General features: G+C 70.6%; 13 protein-coding genes. 3 read left to right on the top strand and 10 right to left on the bottom strand.

Features of this window, described 5'->3' with window-relative positions:
• Positions 1-50: 50 nt before the first annotated feature.
• Genes GL263_RS10960 through GL263_RS10950 form a run of 3 tightly spaced genes read right to left on the bottom strand, consistent with a single transcriptional unit; the run spans position 51 to position 2987 of the window.
• Positions 51-605, bottom strand: coding sequence for a Uma2 family endonuclease (locus GL263_RS10960; RefSeq protein WP_182855434.1), 555 nt, complete (start codon positions 603-605; stop codon positions 51-53).
• A 13-nt stretch (positions 606-618) separates the two neighbouring features.
• Positions 619-1539: a menaquinone biosynthesis prenyltransferase MqnP gene (gene mqnP / locus GL263_RS10955; RefSeq protein ID WP_182855433.1), complete on the bottom strand. Its 921-nt coding sequence runs from the start codon at positions 1537-1539 to the stop codon at positions 619-621.
• Positions 1536-2987, bottom strand: coding sequence for a menaquinone biosynthesis decarboxylase (locus GL263_RS10950; RefSeq protein ID WP_182855432.1), 1452 nt, complete (start codon positions 2985-2987; stop codon positions 1536-1538). The genes mqnP and GL263_RS10950 overlap by 4 nt, the downstream gene beginning before the upstream one ends.
• 193 nt (positions 2988-3180) lie before the next feature.
• Here GL263_RS10950 and GL263_RS10945 point away from each other — a divergent pair, with 193 nt between their 5' ends.
• Positions 3181-3708 (top strand): PLD nuclease N-terminal domain-containing protein, encoded by a 528-nt coding sequence (locus tag GL263_RS10945; protein ID WP_182855431.1) that lies wholly within the window; start codon positions 3181-3183, stop codon positions 3706-3708.
• Between the two features lie 179 nt (positions 3709-3887).
• Entirely contained in the window at positions 3888-5129 is a 1242-nt protein-coding gene (locus tag GL263_RS10940; protein ID WP_182855430.1) for a polysaccharide deacetylase family protein, read from the top strand.
• Positions 5130-5211: 82 nt separating this feature from the next.
• Here the strand turns inward: GL263_RS10940 and GL263_RS10935 are convergent, their stop codons facing one another.
• The 7 genes from GL263_RS10935 to hemL form a co-directional block, all read right to left on the bottom strand.
• Positions 5212-5556, bottom strand: a complete 345-nt coding sequence (locus tag GL263_RS10935) for an immunity protein CdiI family protein (protein WP_182855429.1) — start codon at positions 5554-5556, stop codon at positions 5212-5214.
• Between the two features lie 78 nt (positions 5557-5634).
• Positions 5635-6729, bottom strand: a complete 1095-nt coding sequence (gene ccsB / locus GL263_RS10930; protein ID WP_182855428.1) for a c-type cytochrome biogenesis protein CcsB — start codon at positions 6727-6729, stop codon at positions 5635-5637.
• Positions 6726-8468 carry a cytochrome c biogenesis protein ResB gene (gene resB / locus GL263_RS10925; RefSeq protein WP_182855427.1) on the bottom strand — a complete coding sequence of 581 codons (1743 nt, stop codon included), beginning with the start codon at positions 8466-8468 and terminating at the stop codon, positions 6726-6728. The genes ccsB and resB overlap by 4 nt, the downstream gene beginning before the upstream one ends.
• Positions 8469-8470: 2 nt before the next feature.
• Positions 8471-9250: a cytochrome c biogenesis CcdA family protein gene (locus GL263_RS10920; protein WP_182855426.1), complete on the bottom strand. Its 780-nt coding sequence runs from the start codon at positions 9248-9250 to the stop codon at positions 8471-8473.
• A 19-nt stretch (positions 9251-9269) separates the two neighbouring features.
• A complete protein-coding gene (locus GL263_RS10915; protein WP_182855425.1) occupies positions 9270-9881 on the bottom strand; it encodes a TlpA family protein disulfide reductase in 612 nt (203 codons plus the stop codon).
• 109 nt (positions 9882-9990) lie between these two features.
• Entirely contained in the window at positions 9991-10713 is a 723-nt protein-coding gene (locus GL263_RS10910) for a histidine phosphatase family protein (protein WP_182855424.1), read from the bottom strand.
• A complete protein-coding gene (hemL, locus tag GL263_RS10905) occupies positions 10713-12038 on the bottom strand; it encodes a glutamate-1-semialdehyde 2,1-aminomutase (protein ID WP_182855423.1) in 1326 nt (441 codons plus the stop codon). The genes GL263_RS10910 and hemL overlap by 1 nt, the downstream gene beginning before the upstream one ends.
• A 556-nt stretch (positions 12039-12594) precedes the next feature.
• Between hemL and GL263_RS10900 the strand changes: the two genes are divergently transcribed.
• Positions 12595-13032: a hypothetical protein gene (locus GL263_RS10900; RefSeq protein ID WP_438947945.1), complete on the top strand. Its 438-nt coding sequence runs from the start codon at positions 12595-12597 to the stop codon at positions 13030-13032.
• Positions 13033-13172 lie beyond the last annotated feature (140 nt).

The following is a 13172-nucleotide window of genomic DNA, read 5'->3' as shown; positions in this document are numbered from 1 at the left end:
CCCCACCGGGCGGCATCGGCCCCAGCCCCTGGAGCTGATGCCGGGGCCGCTCAGCCGCGCGCCGCGGGGTCGACCGGCAGTTCCGTCGTGTCGAACGTCAGCTCCCCGAGCGGCGTCTTCACGCTGACGGTGTCACCGTAGGCAATCGTGTCCCGCCCCCGGTACCCGTCGGGCCCGGGGTTCCAGTGCGCGACGCAGTGCGCCCGGTACGGGTCGAAGATCAGGTAGGCGGGGATGCCGGCCCGCGCGTACTCCCGGTCCTTGACCTCGTAGTCGACGGTGAAGGCGTCGGTCGTCGCGACCGAGATCGCGAGCCGCACGACGCGCGCCGGGTAGGCGCTCTGGTTCCTGTCCAGGGCTTCCGCCGGAAGGACGGCCAGGTCGGGGCAGAACTCGAACGCAGCGCTCACCGGCACCGGCACGTCGCTCATCACCCCCCACGCGTCCCCGAGCTGGCGCTCCGCTTGCCGCCAGAGGCGCACCCGGGTCGCCGTGTCGAAGGGTCGGAGGCGGGCGTGGACAAGTCGGCCGTCGACCAGTTCGGTGCGGTGCCCGGGGTGGGCGTCCTCCAGCGCCGCGAGGCGGGAGGGCGGCGGTACGCGCATGGCGGGAGGGTAGCTACACGCCGAGGCCGCGGGCGATCAGATCGGCCAGGGCGCACACGAAGAGGGCGATGCCGATGAAGCCGTTGACGGTGAAGAAGGCCCGGTTGAGGCGGCTGAGGTCGTTCGGCCGCACCAGCGAGTGCTCGTAGACGAACGCGGCGGCGACGACCGCCAGGCCCACCCAGAAGAAGGCGCCCGCGTCGGTCAGCAGCGCGTACCAGGCGAAGAGGCCGAGCGTGACGACGTGGCTGGCGCGGGAGGCGTACAGCGCGGCGGCGACGCCGTGCCGGGCGGGCACGGAGCCGACGCCCTCGGCCCGGTCGGAGTCGACGTCCTGGCAGGCGAAGATCAGGTCGAAGCCGCCGATCCAGATGCCGACGGCGGCGCCCAGCACCACCGCCTCCCACGACCAGCTGCCGGTCACCGCGAGCCAGGCGCCGGTGGGGCCGATGGCCTGGGCGGCGGCGAGGATGGCGTGCGGGTAGTCGGTGAAGCGCTTGCCGTAGGGGTAGACGACCATCGGGACGACGGCCAGCGGGGACAGCATCAGGCACAGCGGGTTCAGCAGCGCCGCGGCGCCGAAGAACACGGCGAGCGCGACGAGCGCGCCCGTCCACGCCGTGCGCACGGAGACGCTGCCGGTGACCAGTTCGCGGCCGGCGGTGCGCGGGTTGCGGGCGTCGATCTCGCGGTCGATGATGCGGTTCGCGGCCATCGCGAACGTCCGCATGGCGACCATGGCGACCGTCACGACCAGCAGCGTCCACCAGTCGACGCGGCCGTCGGTGCGGAACATCGCGGTCAGCGCGGCGATGTACGCGAACGGCAGCGCGAACACCGAGTGTTCGATCATGACCAGCCGGAGGAAGGCCCGCACCTTCCCCCGTTCGCGCGGCGCCTCGGCCTCGTGGGTCGTGGACGGCTGGGCGGTCACAGCCCGTACTCCCGCCAGCGGCGGGTGACCTGTTCGGCGATCGCCGGGTCGGACTCGACCATGTTCGGCCAGCCGCCGTCGCGGGTGTAGCCCTCCTCGGGCCACTTCGCGGTGGCGTCGATGCCCGCCTTGCCACCCCAGAACTGCTGGTAGGAGGCGTGGTCGAGGTGGTCGACGGGGCCTTCGACGAGGCTGAGGTCGCGGGCGTAGTCGGTGTTGCCGAGGGCGCGCCAGGCGACCTCGTGCAGGTCGTGCACGTCGCAGTCGGCGTCGACGACGACGATCAGCTTGGTCAGCGACATCATGTGCGCGCCCCAGATCGCGTGCATGACCTTCTGGGCGTGCTTCGGGTACTTCTTGTCGATCGAGACGATCGCGCAGTTGTGGAAACCGCCCGCCTCCGGCAGGTGGTAGTCCACGATGTCCGGGATGATGATCTTCAGCAGCGGCAGGAAGAAGCGCTCGGTGGCGCGGCCGAGCGGGCCGTCCTCGGTGGGCGGGCGGCCCACGACGATGGACTGGAGCAGCGGCCGGCGGCGCATCGTGACGCAGTCGATCGTCAGCGCCGGGAAGTCCTCCTGCGGCGTGTAGAAGCCGGTGTGGTCGCCGAACGGGCCCTCCGGCAGCATCTCGCCCGGTTCCAGCCAGCCCTCGATGACCACCTCGGCGTTGGCCGGGACCTGCAGCGGCACGGTCTTGCAGTCGACCATCTCCACCCGCTTGCCCTGGAGGAAGCCGGCAAAAAGGTACTCGTCGATGTCGCCGGGCAGCGGCGCGGTGGAGGCGTACGTCACGGCCGGCGGGCAGCCGAAGGCGATCGCGACGGGCAGCCGCTCGCCGCGCCTGGCGGCGACCTGGTAGTGGTTGCGGCTGTCCTTGTGGATCTGCCAGTGCATGCCGATGGTGCGGCGGTCGTGGCGCTGGAGGCGGTAGAGGCCGAGGTTGCGGACGCCGGTCTCGGGGTGCTTCGTGTGGGTGAGGCCGAGGTTGAAGAAGGAGCCGCCGTCCTCGGGCCAGGTGAACAGCGCGGGCAGCTGCTCCAGGTCGACGTCCTCGCCGGTGAGCACGACCTCCTGGACGGGCGCGTCCTTCACCTTCTTCGGCGGGACGTGCGTCATGCCGGCGAGCTTGCCGAACGCCTCGCGGAAGCCGACGAAGCCCTGCGGCAGCTCCGGCTTCAGCAGCCCGGCGATCTTCTCGCCGATCTCCTCGTAGGACTTGAGGTCGAGCGCCTTCAGCAGCCGCCGGTCGGTGCCGTAGACGTTCATGGCGAGCGGCATCGCCGAGCCCTTGACGTTCTCGAAGAGCAGCGCGGGACCGCCGGCCTTGTTGACCCGGTCGACGATCTCCCCGACTTCCAGGTGTGGATCGACCTCCGCCTTGATCCGCTTCAGGTCGCCGTCGCGCTCAAGCGCTCGCAGCAGCGAGCGGAGGTCGTCGTAAGCCATGCCGTCCAGTATCCGACACGGCCGTCGGCGTTCGGCGGGCGGGCACGCCACCGGGCGTCCGCCCGTTGTCCACAGGCATGGGCTCCGCCACACCGCCGGGCGGCCCCGGACCATTACGCTGGTGTTGAGGTCACCGTTCGTGTCGGACGTGACCGCCCGCACATCGTCAGGACGCACTCGAGGAGCGCTCCACATGGCCAAGGTATTGCCGTTCCTACTGGTTCTGGCGGTGTGGATCTACGCCTTCATCGACTGTCTGAACACCCCTGAGAAAGAGGTGCGCAAGCTGCCGAAGGTGATGTGGGTGATCATCGTCCTGCTGTTCGGGCAGGTGCTGATCGGTCCGATCGCCTGGTTCGCCGTCGGCCGGCCGCGCCGCAACCGCCCGTACGGCGCCACGAAGGCGGACGAGCGCCGCTGGGTCGCGCCGGACGACAACGTCGACTTCCTGCGCTCGCTGCGCGACGAGCCGCGCGGCGGCTCGGGGGCGGATTCCGCGGGCCCGGACGCGGAGCCGGACTCCGAGAAGCCGGACCTGAGCAAGGGGGGTGCGCCGAAGCCGGGCGGCGACGACAAGCCCGCCGGTCGCGGCGGTGGCCGGCCCGCCGGGGGCGCCGGCAAGTCGCCGTCGCCGGAGGAGTCCCTGGAGGCGTGGGAGGAGGAGTTCCGGCGCAACAAGGACAACAACGGGCCGGACGACCCGACCCCGCCGAAGCCCTGATCCGGCACGCCGCGCAAGATCGCCTTTGCACACGGTAAAGCTCCCCCTCGGCACCGCCCGAAGATCACCGATCACCGCGCCCGCAAAGATTCCGCAAACCGGTCGTACCTCTTGGAACCGACCCGCCGCGGAAGCGATCCTTCTCAGCGGAACACGCACCGCTGATAGGGGAACACGACATGTCGGATGGCGGGATAAGCCGACGCGGGCTGCTCGGCGTGGGGGCGGCCGCCCTCGCCACTATGGGGATAGCCGGCTGCTCGAACGGGTCCGGTCCGGGCACGGACAAGAGCACCGTCCCCGGCGACAAGGGCGGCGGCGAGAAGAAGGAGCAGGCGAAGCCGATAGGTGACGGCTCCACGGCCGACACCGGCCCGCAGCCGCACCAGCCCAAGGCGCGCAAGCTCGAACCCGGCGAGACGCCACCGCAGTTCGTGATCTTCTCCTGGGACGGCGCCGGCGAGGTCGGCAACGGCCTCTTCCCGCGTTTCCGCAAGGTCGCCAAGGACCACGGCGCCGCGATGACGTTCTTCCTCTCCGGCGTCTACCTGCTGCCCGAATCCAAGCGGGAGCTGTACAAGCCGCCGAACAACCCGGTCGGCGCCTCCGACATCGGCTACCTCAAGGACGGCAACATCCGGCTCACGCTGGAAAACCTCCGCGCCGCCTGGCTGGAGGGCCACGAGATCGGCACCCACTTCAACGGGCACTTCTGCGGCGGCACCGGCTCCGTCGAGCACTGGACGCCCGCCCAGTGGCGCTCGGAGATCGACCAGGCCATGGACTTCGTCAACACGTGGCGGACGAACACCGGCTTCACCGACCTCAAGCCGCTGCCGTTCGACTACAGGAAGGAACTCGTCGGCGGCCGCACCCCCTGCCTGCTCGGCCAGGGCAACCTGCTGCCGACCGCCGCCGAACTGGGCTGGCGCTACGACTCCAGCTCCTCCGGCGGCCTCCAGATATGGCCGACGAAGAAGGAGGGCGTCTGGGACCTGCCGCTCCAGTCGCTGCCCTTCCCCGGCAGGTCCTTCGAGGTGCTCTCGATGGACTACAACATCCTGGTCAACCAGTCCCAGAACTCCACCAACGGCCCCGCCGAGAACCACCCCACCTGGCGCCAGCAGGCCATCGACGTGTTCTACGGCGGCTTCCGCCGCGCCTACGAGTCCAACCGGGCGCCGCTTTTCGTCGGCAACCACTTCGAGCAGTGGAACGGCGGCATCTACATGGACGCCGTCGAGGAGACCGTCAAGCGCATCGCCGACCTCGACGCGAAGGACGTGCGCATGGTCTCCTTCCGCCAGTTCGTGGACTGGCTCGACGCGCAGGACGAGGACGTCCTGACGAAGCTCCGCGGCCTCAACGTCGGCCAACGCCCCACCGGCGGCTGGAAGACCTACCTCGCCGCCGACGCGTAACGACTGCGCCAGCCGATTTCGCGACGGCGCACAGATCGGGGGACGGCCGGCGGCCGTCCCCCGATCTCCGTCGCGTGGCGCCCTACTCCGTGTCCCACCGGTAGACGCCCGGATCCGAGGGAGGAGACGGCGGTGACCAGTTGTCGTCAGCCGGCCCCGAGATCCCGTTCCCGTAGAGCACCTCCACGTCCGGGCCGAGTTCCCGCCGAAGCGCGTCCGCCAAAGCGGCCCCTTCCCGCCTGAACGCCTCCTTTACCTCTGGAGTCCACTCCTCGAAGACCATCGAGGCGTACCACGAGGTCCACTCCTCGATCCGCTCCACCAGCCCCGCGCTCACGCCCAGCTCCTCGTACAACAGCGGGTAGCCGTGCCTGCCCGGTGTCCGCTCCCAGAGCGGCACGTCGACGCTCGAAGCGGCGAGGAGCACCCGCGTCGCACGCGACTGCGCCCGCGACCGCGCGCCGCCCCGGTCGCTTCCGCTTTCCGGTCGGCGTGCCACGGCCGCTCAGACGCCGGAGTAGGAGTGGAGGCTGTTCACGAAGAGGTTGACGCCGTAGTAGTTGAAGAGGAAGCACAGGAAGGCGATGATCGCGAGCATCGCCGCCCGGCGGCCCTTCCAGCCGACCGTGGCGCGGGCGTGCAGATAGCCGGCGTAGGCGACCCAGGTGATGAAGGACCAGACCTCCTTGGCGTCCCAGCCCCAGTAGCGGCCCCACGCGTCCTCGGCCCAGATCGCGCCGGCGATGATCGTGAAGGTCCAGAACGGGAAGACGGCCGCGTTGACCCGGTAGGCGAACTTGTCCAGCGTCGCCGCCGAGGGCAGCCGCTCCAGCACGGAGGTGCTGAACGCGCCGGGCTTGCCGCCGCGTTCCAGCTTCGCCTCGTAGCCGTCCCGGAAGAGGTAGAGCACGGTTCCGACGGCGCCGAGGTAGAACAGCGCGCCGCAGACGATCGCCAGCGAGACGTGGATCCACAGCCACGCCGAGTCCAGCGCCGGCGGCAGCTGGTCGCTTTCGGTGTAGAGCACGGTGCTCGCCAGGCCGAGGTCGAGCAGCACGGTGGTGACCAGGATCAGACCGACCCAGCGCACGTTCTTCTTGGCGATCAGCAGGGCGAGGTAGGCGCCGACGACAACCATCGAGAAGGTGAGGGAGAACTCGTACATGTTCGCCCACGGCGCGCGGGTCACCGACACCGCGCGGGTCACGACGGCGGCGAGGTGGATCGCGAACGCCAGGCCGGTCAGCGCGATCGCGATCCGGCCGAACGTGTCGCCCTGCGCGTCACCGCCGGCGGCTCCCGGGCCGTCCGGCAGGTCGGGGCGCCCGCCGACGGTGGCGCGGCTGACGACCTTCGGCTTCTCCAGCACGGCGGTGCCGCCGCCGTTCTCCGCCGCGCGGATCTCCTCGACCGACTTGCTGTACGGCGACTGCTTCTTCGGGCTCAGCGCGGCGGCGGTACGCGCCACCTTGCTGCGGCTGCCGAAGACCCACTCGGCGATGTGCGCGACGAACGCCAGCGCGTAGACCGCCATCGCGGAGAGGGCGAGCACTCTGCTGAAGTCCGCGAGCGCCTGGTTGTCTGCCAAAGCGATGTTCACTTCTCGGCTCCTTCGTGAGTGTCGCTGCTGTCCCCGCGCTTCGGTCCGGTCTCGCCGGAACCGGCCGGAGCGTCGTCGTCAGCGTGGCACGGCTCGGCCACGGGTGCGGTCGTCCGCAGTTGTTCGGCCAGCGCGCCCAACTCCTCGGGCAGCTTCGCCGACTCGCTGCGGCCGAGCGCGGCCATCTCCACGACCGTGCGGCCGTCCTCGTCGGTGCGGGCCCGCACCCAGACCCGGCGGCGCTGGAGAAACAGCGAGCCGGCGAGTCCGACGACCGCCGCGATGGAGCCGACCAGCGCCCAGTCGGTGGCGGGCTTCTTGGAGATCTGGAACGTGGCCCAGCGCTCGACCCGCTCGAACTTCAGGGTGCCGGCGCCGCCCGGCAGCTTCATGGTCTCGCCGGGCCGCAGGCTCTCCCGCAGGATGTCGCCGTCCTTGGTCGTGAACGGCTCCATCGCCTTGTCGTTGAGCTGGTACACGTTCTGCGGCAGACCGGTCTCCATACCGAGGTCGCCCCGGTAGGCGGAGAGGAAGAGCGCGGGGTAGTTCAGGTCGGGGAAGGTGGAGTGCGGTCCGCGCACCTCGTCCAGGCCGAAGGTGGGGGTGAAGATCCCGACGAAGGCCAGCTGGTCCTTCTCCCCCTTGGCGTCGCGGTAGTCGGTCACCTTCACCACGCCCTGCGAGGTGATGTTGGCGTCCTGCGGCAGGAACGGCACCGGGCCGCGGAAGGCGATGTCGCCCTGACCGTCCCGGACGGTCACCACGGGCGCGTAGCCGTGGCCCAGCAGGAAGACCTTCGAGTCGCCGATCGTCAGTGGCCGATTGACCTCGATGGACGCCTTCTTCTGCGGCCCGTCGGCGCCCTCCCAGTAGGTCACCTTGGCGCTGAACTCACGCGGCGTCCCGCGCTGCGGGCCGGTGGGCTCGAAGGCGGAGTGGAAGTCGTCGAGTGTGAAGCCGAAGGAGTCCAGGTCCCCGTAGTCGAAGAGGCTGCCGGACTTGATGTCGTCGTAGGAGGGGAGGACGTTGGTGAAGCTGTCGCCCTTGACCACCAGCTTTCCGCCCTCGACCCGCCACAGCTGACCGGTCGCGAAGGCGATCAGCATCACGATGAGCGCCAGGTGGAAGACGAGGTTGCCGGCCTCCCGCAGATAGCCCTTCTCGGCCGCGACGGACCCCTCGCCGCCCGACACCCGGAAGCGGCGGCCGCGCAGCAGCTTGTTCGCGTCGGCCAGCACGTCCTTCGGCGCGGCGTCGGTGCGCCACGTGGTGTACGCGGGCATCCGGCCGAGCCGGGCCGGCGCCTTCGGCGGCCGGGCGCGCAGCTGCCCGACGAACTGCCAGGTCCGCGGCACGATGCAGCCGATCAGCGAGACGAACAGCAGCAGGTAGATCGCCGAGAACCACACCGAGCTGTAGACCTCGAACAGCTGCAGCCGGTCGTAGATCCCGCCGAGCGTCGGGTTGTCCTTCATGAACTGCGCGACGCGGTTCGCGCTCGCGTCGCGCTGTGGGATGAGCGAACCGGGCACCGAGGCCAGCGACAGCAGCAGGAGCAGCAGCAGCGCGACCCGCATCGAGGTCAGCTGCCGCCAGAACCAGCGCAGCCAGCCGATGAGGCCGATCGCGGGACCGCTCGGCGGCTCCTCCACCGGGGCGGTGCCGAGCTGGGCCTGCGCGGCCGACTCGTCGGTGTCACCGTCCGTGCGCTCGGAGGTCCTGGTCTCGGTTTCGCTCATGATCAGATCCCGACGGTGTAGTTGACGGTCCACACCTGGAGTTCGTAGACGATGCGGTCCCAGGCGCCGGTCAGCAGCAGCAGACCGACCGCGATCAGCATGCCGCCGCCGATGCGCATGACCCACACGTAGTGCCGCTTGACCCAGCCGAACGCCCCCAGCGCCCGGCGGAACGCCAGCGCGGCGGCGATGAACGGCAGCCCCAGACCGAGACAGTACGCCACCATCAGCAGCGCGCCCCGACCCGCGCTGGCCTCGCTGAGCGCGAGGCTCTGCACGGCGGTCAGCGTCGGCCCCACGCACGGCATCCATCCGACGCCGAACAGCACGCCAAGCATCGGGGCACCGGCCAGGCCGACCGCCGGCTTGCGGTGTATCCGCAGCTCACGCTGGGTGAGTCCCGGCAGGAGTACGCCCATGAAGGTGAGGCCCAGCAGAATGGTCAGCACACCGAGGACTCTGGTGATCGTCTCCCGGTGTTCCAGCAGGGTGTTGCCGAAGTAGCCGAAGAGCGCGCCGCCTGAGACGAAGACGGCGGTGAAGCCGAGGATGAACAGGGAAGCTCCGGCCAGCATCCGTCCGCGCCGGGCCTCCGCCAGATCGGTGCCGCTGATACCGGTGACGTAGGAGAGGTAGCCGGGGACGAGCGGCAGGACGCAGGGGGAGAAGAAGGAGACAAGACCGCCGAGGATCGCGACCGGTATCGCCAGCACGAGTGCCCCGGACTTCACGGTCTGGTTCTCGGCGGCGACGAACCACACACCGTCCAACAGAGCGCTCATCGGCGGGCGTCTTCCCCGGTCACTTCTCGGCCAGTACGGGCTCGATGATCTCCCGCAGCTCCGGCTCGCTGAGCGGCTTCAGCGCACGCGTGGCGATCTTCCCCTCACGGTCCAGGACCAGGGTGGAGGGGATGGCTCGCGGGTTGAGGCTGCCCTTGGGGAAGCGCAGCAGCGTCTTGCCGCTCGGGTCGTAGAGGCTCGGGTAGGTGATCTCGTAGTTGCGGTCGAACGCCTTGGCGTTCGCCACGTCCAGGTCCCGGATGTTGAGGCCGACGAACTGCACGCCGTCCTTCTCCAGTTCCTTGGAGACCTTGGCGAAGGTCGGCGCCTCGCTGCGGCACGGCGGGCACCAGGAGCCCCAGACGTTGAGCACGACCACCTTGCCCCGGTAGTCGGAGAGCTTCAGCTCACCGCCCTCGACCGTCTTGCCGGACAGGTCGGGCGCGGGCTGCCGGTTGTCGGCGGCGACCGTGGTGATCTGCCCGGTCCCCTCGATGTAGCCGCCGTCACTGGAGGCGGGCTTGTCCTCGGAACCGCATGCGGTGAGGCCGAGCACACCGGCCAGGACGGCCGCCGTGAGCGCGGTCACGCGGCGGCGGGACGTGCCCCTGGGGGCGCGGCTGAGACTCATGTGAAAAGTTTCGCATGCACTCTCGAACGCCCGGCCGCGCCCCCCTTGTCCCGATCGTCCTCCCAGGTCAGCCCGGGTGGGACCGGGGTCATGTCGGGCTTTTCGAGCCTCAGGCGCCGAAACCCTTGGCCCCCTTCACCGGCTTCGCGCCGGCCAACAGGTGCTTCGGCACCAGGTCGCGGGCCGGCTCCGAGTAGCCGACCGAGACGATGCGGTCGCCGAGGTAGGTGAAGCTGGTCAGCGACGCCAGCGTGCACTGCCGGTTGCGCGGGTCGTGCCACAGCCGGCGCCGCTCGACGAAGCTGCGCACGATCCAGATGGGCAGCTGGTGGCTGACGCACACCGCCTCGTGCCCGTACGCGGCGTCCTTCGCGGCGTCCAGCGCGGACTTCATCCGCACGACCTGGTCGACGTACGGCTCGCCCCACGACGGCTTGAACGGGTTGCGCAGGTGCCGCCAGTTGCCGGGGCGCCGCAGCGCGCCGTCCCCGACGCCGAAGGTCCTGCCCTGGAAGATGTTCTCCGCCTCGATGAGCCGGGCGTCCGTACCGATGTCCAGGCCGTGGGCCTTGGCGATCGGCGCGGCGGTCTCCTGGGCGCGCTCCAGCGGGGAGGCGATCACGGCGGTGACGTCGGCGTCCGCCAGGTGATCGGCGACGCGCTCGGCCATGCGGTGGCCCAGCTCGGAGAGGTGGTAGCCGGGCAGCCGGCCGTAGAGCACGCCGTCCGGGTTCTCCACCTCGCCGTGGCGCATCAGGTGCACCACGGTCACTGTTCTGTCCTCGCCGCGCACCTTCCCGGCTCCTCTCGTCTCAGGGCTGTTCTCGGCCATCAGTTGTCCCCCGCCTCTGTCGCCTCGGCGGCCGCGCGGGCGGCGGCCGGCAGCGCGGCGGCGATCCGCTCGACCGCCCGCTCGTCGTGGGCCGAGGAGACGAACCACGACTCGAACGCGGACGGCGGCAGGTACACGCCCTGCGCCAGCATCGAGTGGAAGAACGCGTTGTAGCGGAACGCCTCCTGCTCCTTGGCGCTCGCGTAGTCGGTGACCGGGCCGCCGTCGGTGGTGAAGAAGACGGAGAACATGTTGCCGGCGGTCTGGAGGGTGTGCGCCACGCCCTCCTTGGTCAGCGCCTCGGCGACCAGCGTCCGCACGGCCTCCGACGCCGCGTCGACCTTCGCGTACGCCGCGTCGTCCAACTGCCGGAGCTGGGCCACGCCGGCGGCGGTGGCGACCGGGTTCCCGGACAGCGTGCCGGCCTGGTAGACCGGGCCGGCCGGCGCCAGGTGCGCCATGACGTCCCGGCGGCCGCCGAACGCCGCCGCCGGGAAGCCGCCGCCCATCACCTTGCCGAACGTCATCAGGTCCGGGGCGACGCCGTCCAGGCCGTACCAGCCGGCGCGCGAGACGCGGAAACCGGTCATGACCTCGTCCGACACGTACAGCGCGCCGTTCTCCGCGCAGAGCGCCTTGAGCCCGGCGTTGAAGCCCTCGGCGGGCGGCACGACGCCCATGTTGCCGGGGGACGCCTCGGTGATCACGCAGGCGATCTCGCCCGGGTGCGCGGCGAACGCGGCGCGGACCGCGTCCAGGTCGTTGTACGGCAGCACCAGCGTCTCGCCGGCCTGGGCACCCGTGACGCCCGGGGTGTCCGGCAGGCCGAAGGTGGCGACGCCGGAGCCGGCGGAGGCGAGCAGCGCGTCCACGTGGCCGTGGTAGCAGCCGGCGAACTTCACGACCTTCGCCCGGCCGGTGAAGCCGCGCGCCAGCCGGATCGCCGACATGGTGGCCTCCGTCCCGGAGGACACCAGCCGGACCTGTTCCACCGGCTCGACACGGCCGACGATCTCCTCGGCCAGTTCGACCTCGCCCTCGCCGGGCGTGCCGAAGGAGGTACCGCGCGCGACGGCGGCCTGGACGGCCTCCAGGACCGCCGGGTGGGAATGGCCGAGAATCATCGGTCCCCACGAGCAGACGAGGTCGACGTACTCACGGCCGTCGGCGTCGGTCAGGTAGGGACCGGTGCCGGACACCATGAATCGGGGCGTACCGCCCACCGCCCGGAACGCCCGCACCGGGGAGTTCACGCCTCCCGGGGTGACGACGGCTGCCCGATCGAAGAGCGACTGTGACGCTGGGGCTTCGTATGGATAAGGCACTTTGCTCCTGACCTGCTAAAACGGACTCGTCTGCCGCGCCGTGACACTACCCTCGGCCGCACCTCACACCGGCCCCGCCGCACGGCGGGCACCGCCCGGGGCAACACCCGGGAGAACTCGCGGCGGTTCGACCGGTGTAAGACCGAGACGAAAGGGGTCCTCCGCGCGTACACACATCTGCGAAACTGGTACGACACAGGGGTAGCTCACGCGATCCATGGTGTCAGAGCCCGCGTGCTCGTACGGCAGGGCGTTTCACGCGGCCTACAAGGGGGAGGTCTTTGACACGATGATCGGGTCGCGCGACGGGGCCGGGAACGAATCGGGTGGTGACATGCAACGCGGAGGCGGGCTGGGCGAGGGCGGCGACCTCGAACCGCGGAGCGCCCAACGCGGCAGACACCGCCGCGACCGGAGCCCCGACAGCCGGCGCGAGCCGGCACGCGAGCGCGAACAGAACCGGGAACGCCCCCGGGACGGCGTGCGCGAGACAGCACGTGACGCCCGCGCCGAGCCCGGCGAGACGACGGTCCCGGAAAGGCTCAGAGGTGGCGGGATGGGGGTGACCTACAAGTACTTCGGCGCCCGCGACGGCGCCGCCGCCGCCCGCGTCCCCCTCTCCATGCGACCCGAGGAGCTCGGCGGCGACGAACTCGGCCAGGGCGGCATGTTCACCAAGATCAAGCCGGAGACGGTCGCCGCGATGGTGCTCACCGGCATCGAGGGCATACCCCTGCACCGCGTCCCCCCGCTCGAACTGGTCGTCCTGCACCCGGACTACGCGGTCGTGAAGCTGCCGATGACCGTCGTCGACCCGCTGCGCGGCGTCGGCGAGGAGTCGGTGGGCGCCGCCGCGTTCATCTGGTCCACGGTCCCCGACCGCAGCGGCCCGCGCGACGCGTTCGACGTCTACCGCCTGCTCAACGAGTGGCAGGCCTTCAGCCATCGCCTCCACGAAGCCGGCCACCAGCCGTACTGCCTCGTCTGGCCCTGAGGCCCGGCCCCCCGCCGCACACACGCCTGAGACGCCGAGACGCGCCGCGCACCCCCGGTGCACGGCGCGTCCCCGGCCCTCAGGCCGCCTCCGTCAGCTCGCTTGCCCGTCAGCTCCGCTTCCGGGGCACCTCCCCGGCC

This window comes from Streptomyces durbertensis, assembly GCF_014156695.1.
In the GTDB taxonomy this organism is placed as follows: Bacteria; Actinomycetota; Actinomycetes; order Streptomycetales; family Streptomycetaceae; genus Streptomyces; species Streptomyces durbertensis.
Note: the sequence above shows the minus strand (reverse complement) of the source record. Positions and strands in the feature narration are given on the sequence as shown.

Coding starts and splice junctions, on each gene's coding strand:
- GL263_RS10950 (WP_182855432.1), bottom strand. CDS start 2,987: ATGGCTTACGACGACCTCCGCTCGCTGCTGCGAGCGCTTGAGCGCGAC.
- GL263_RS10900 (WP_438947945.1), top strand. CDS start 12,595: ATGGGGGTGACCTACAAGTACTTCGGCGCCCGCGACGGCGCCGCCGCC.
- resB (WP_182855427.1), bottom strand. CDS start 8,468: ATGAGCGAAACCGAGACCAGGACCTCCGAGCGCACGGACGGTGACACC.
- GL263_RS10945 (WP_182855431.1), top strand. CDS start 3,181: ATGGCCAAGGTATTGCCGTTCCTACTGGTTCTGGCGGTGTGGATCTAC.
- GL263_RS10915 (WP_182855425.1), bottom strand. CDS start 9,881: ATGAGTCTCAGCCGCGCCCCCAGGGGCACGTCCCGCCGCCGCGTGACC.
- GL263_RS10940 (WP_182855430.1), top strand. CDS start 3,888: ATGTCGGATGGCGGGATAAGCCGACGCGGGCTGCTCGGCGTGGGGGCG.
- GL263_RS10960 (WP_182855434.1), bottom strand. CDS start 605: ATGCGCGTACCGCCGCCCTCCCGCCTCGCGGCGCTGGAGGACGCCCAC.
- GL263_RS10920 (WP_182855426.1), bottom strand. CDS start 9,250: ATGAGCGCTCTGTTGGACGGTGTGTGGTTCGTCGCCGCCGAGAACCAG.
- GL263_RS10910 (WP_182855424.1), bottom strand. CDS start 10,713: ATGGCCGAGAACAGCCCTGAGACGAGAGGAGCCGGGAAGGTGCGCGGC.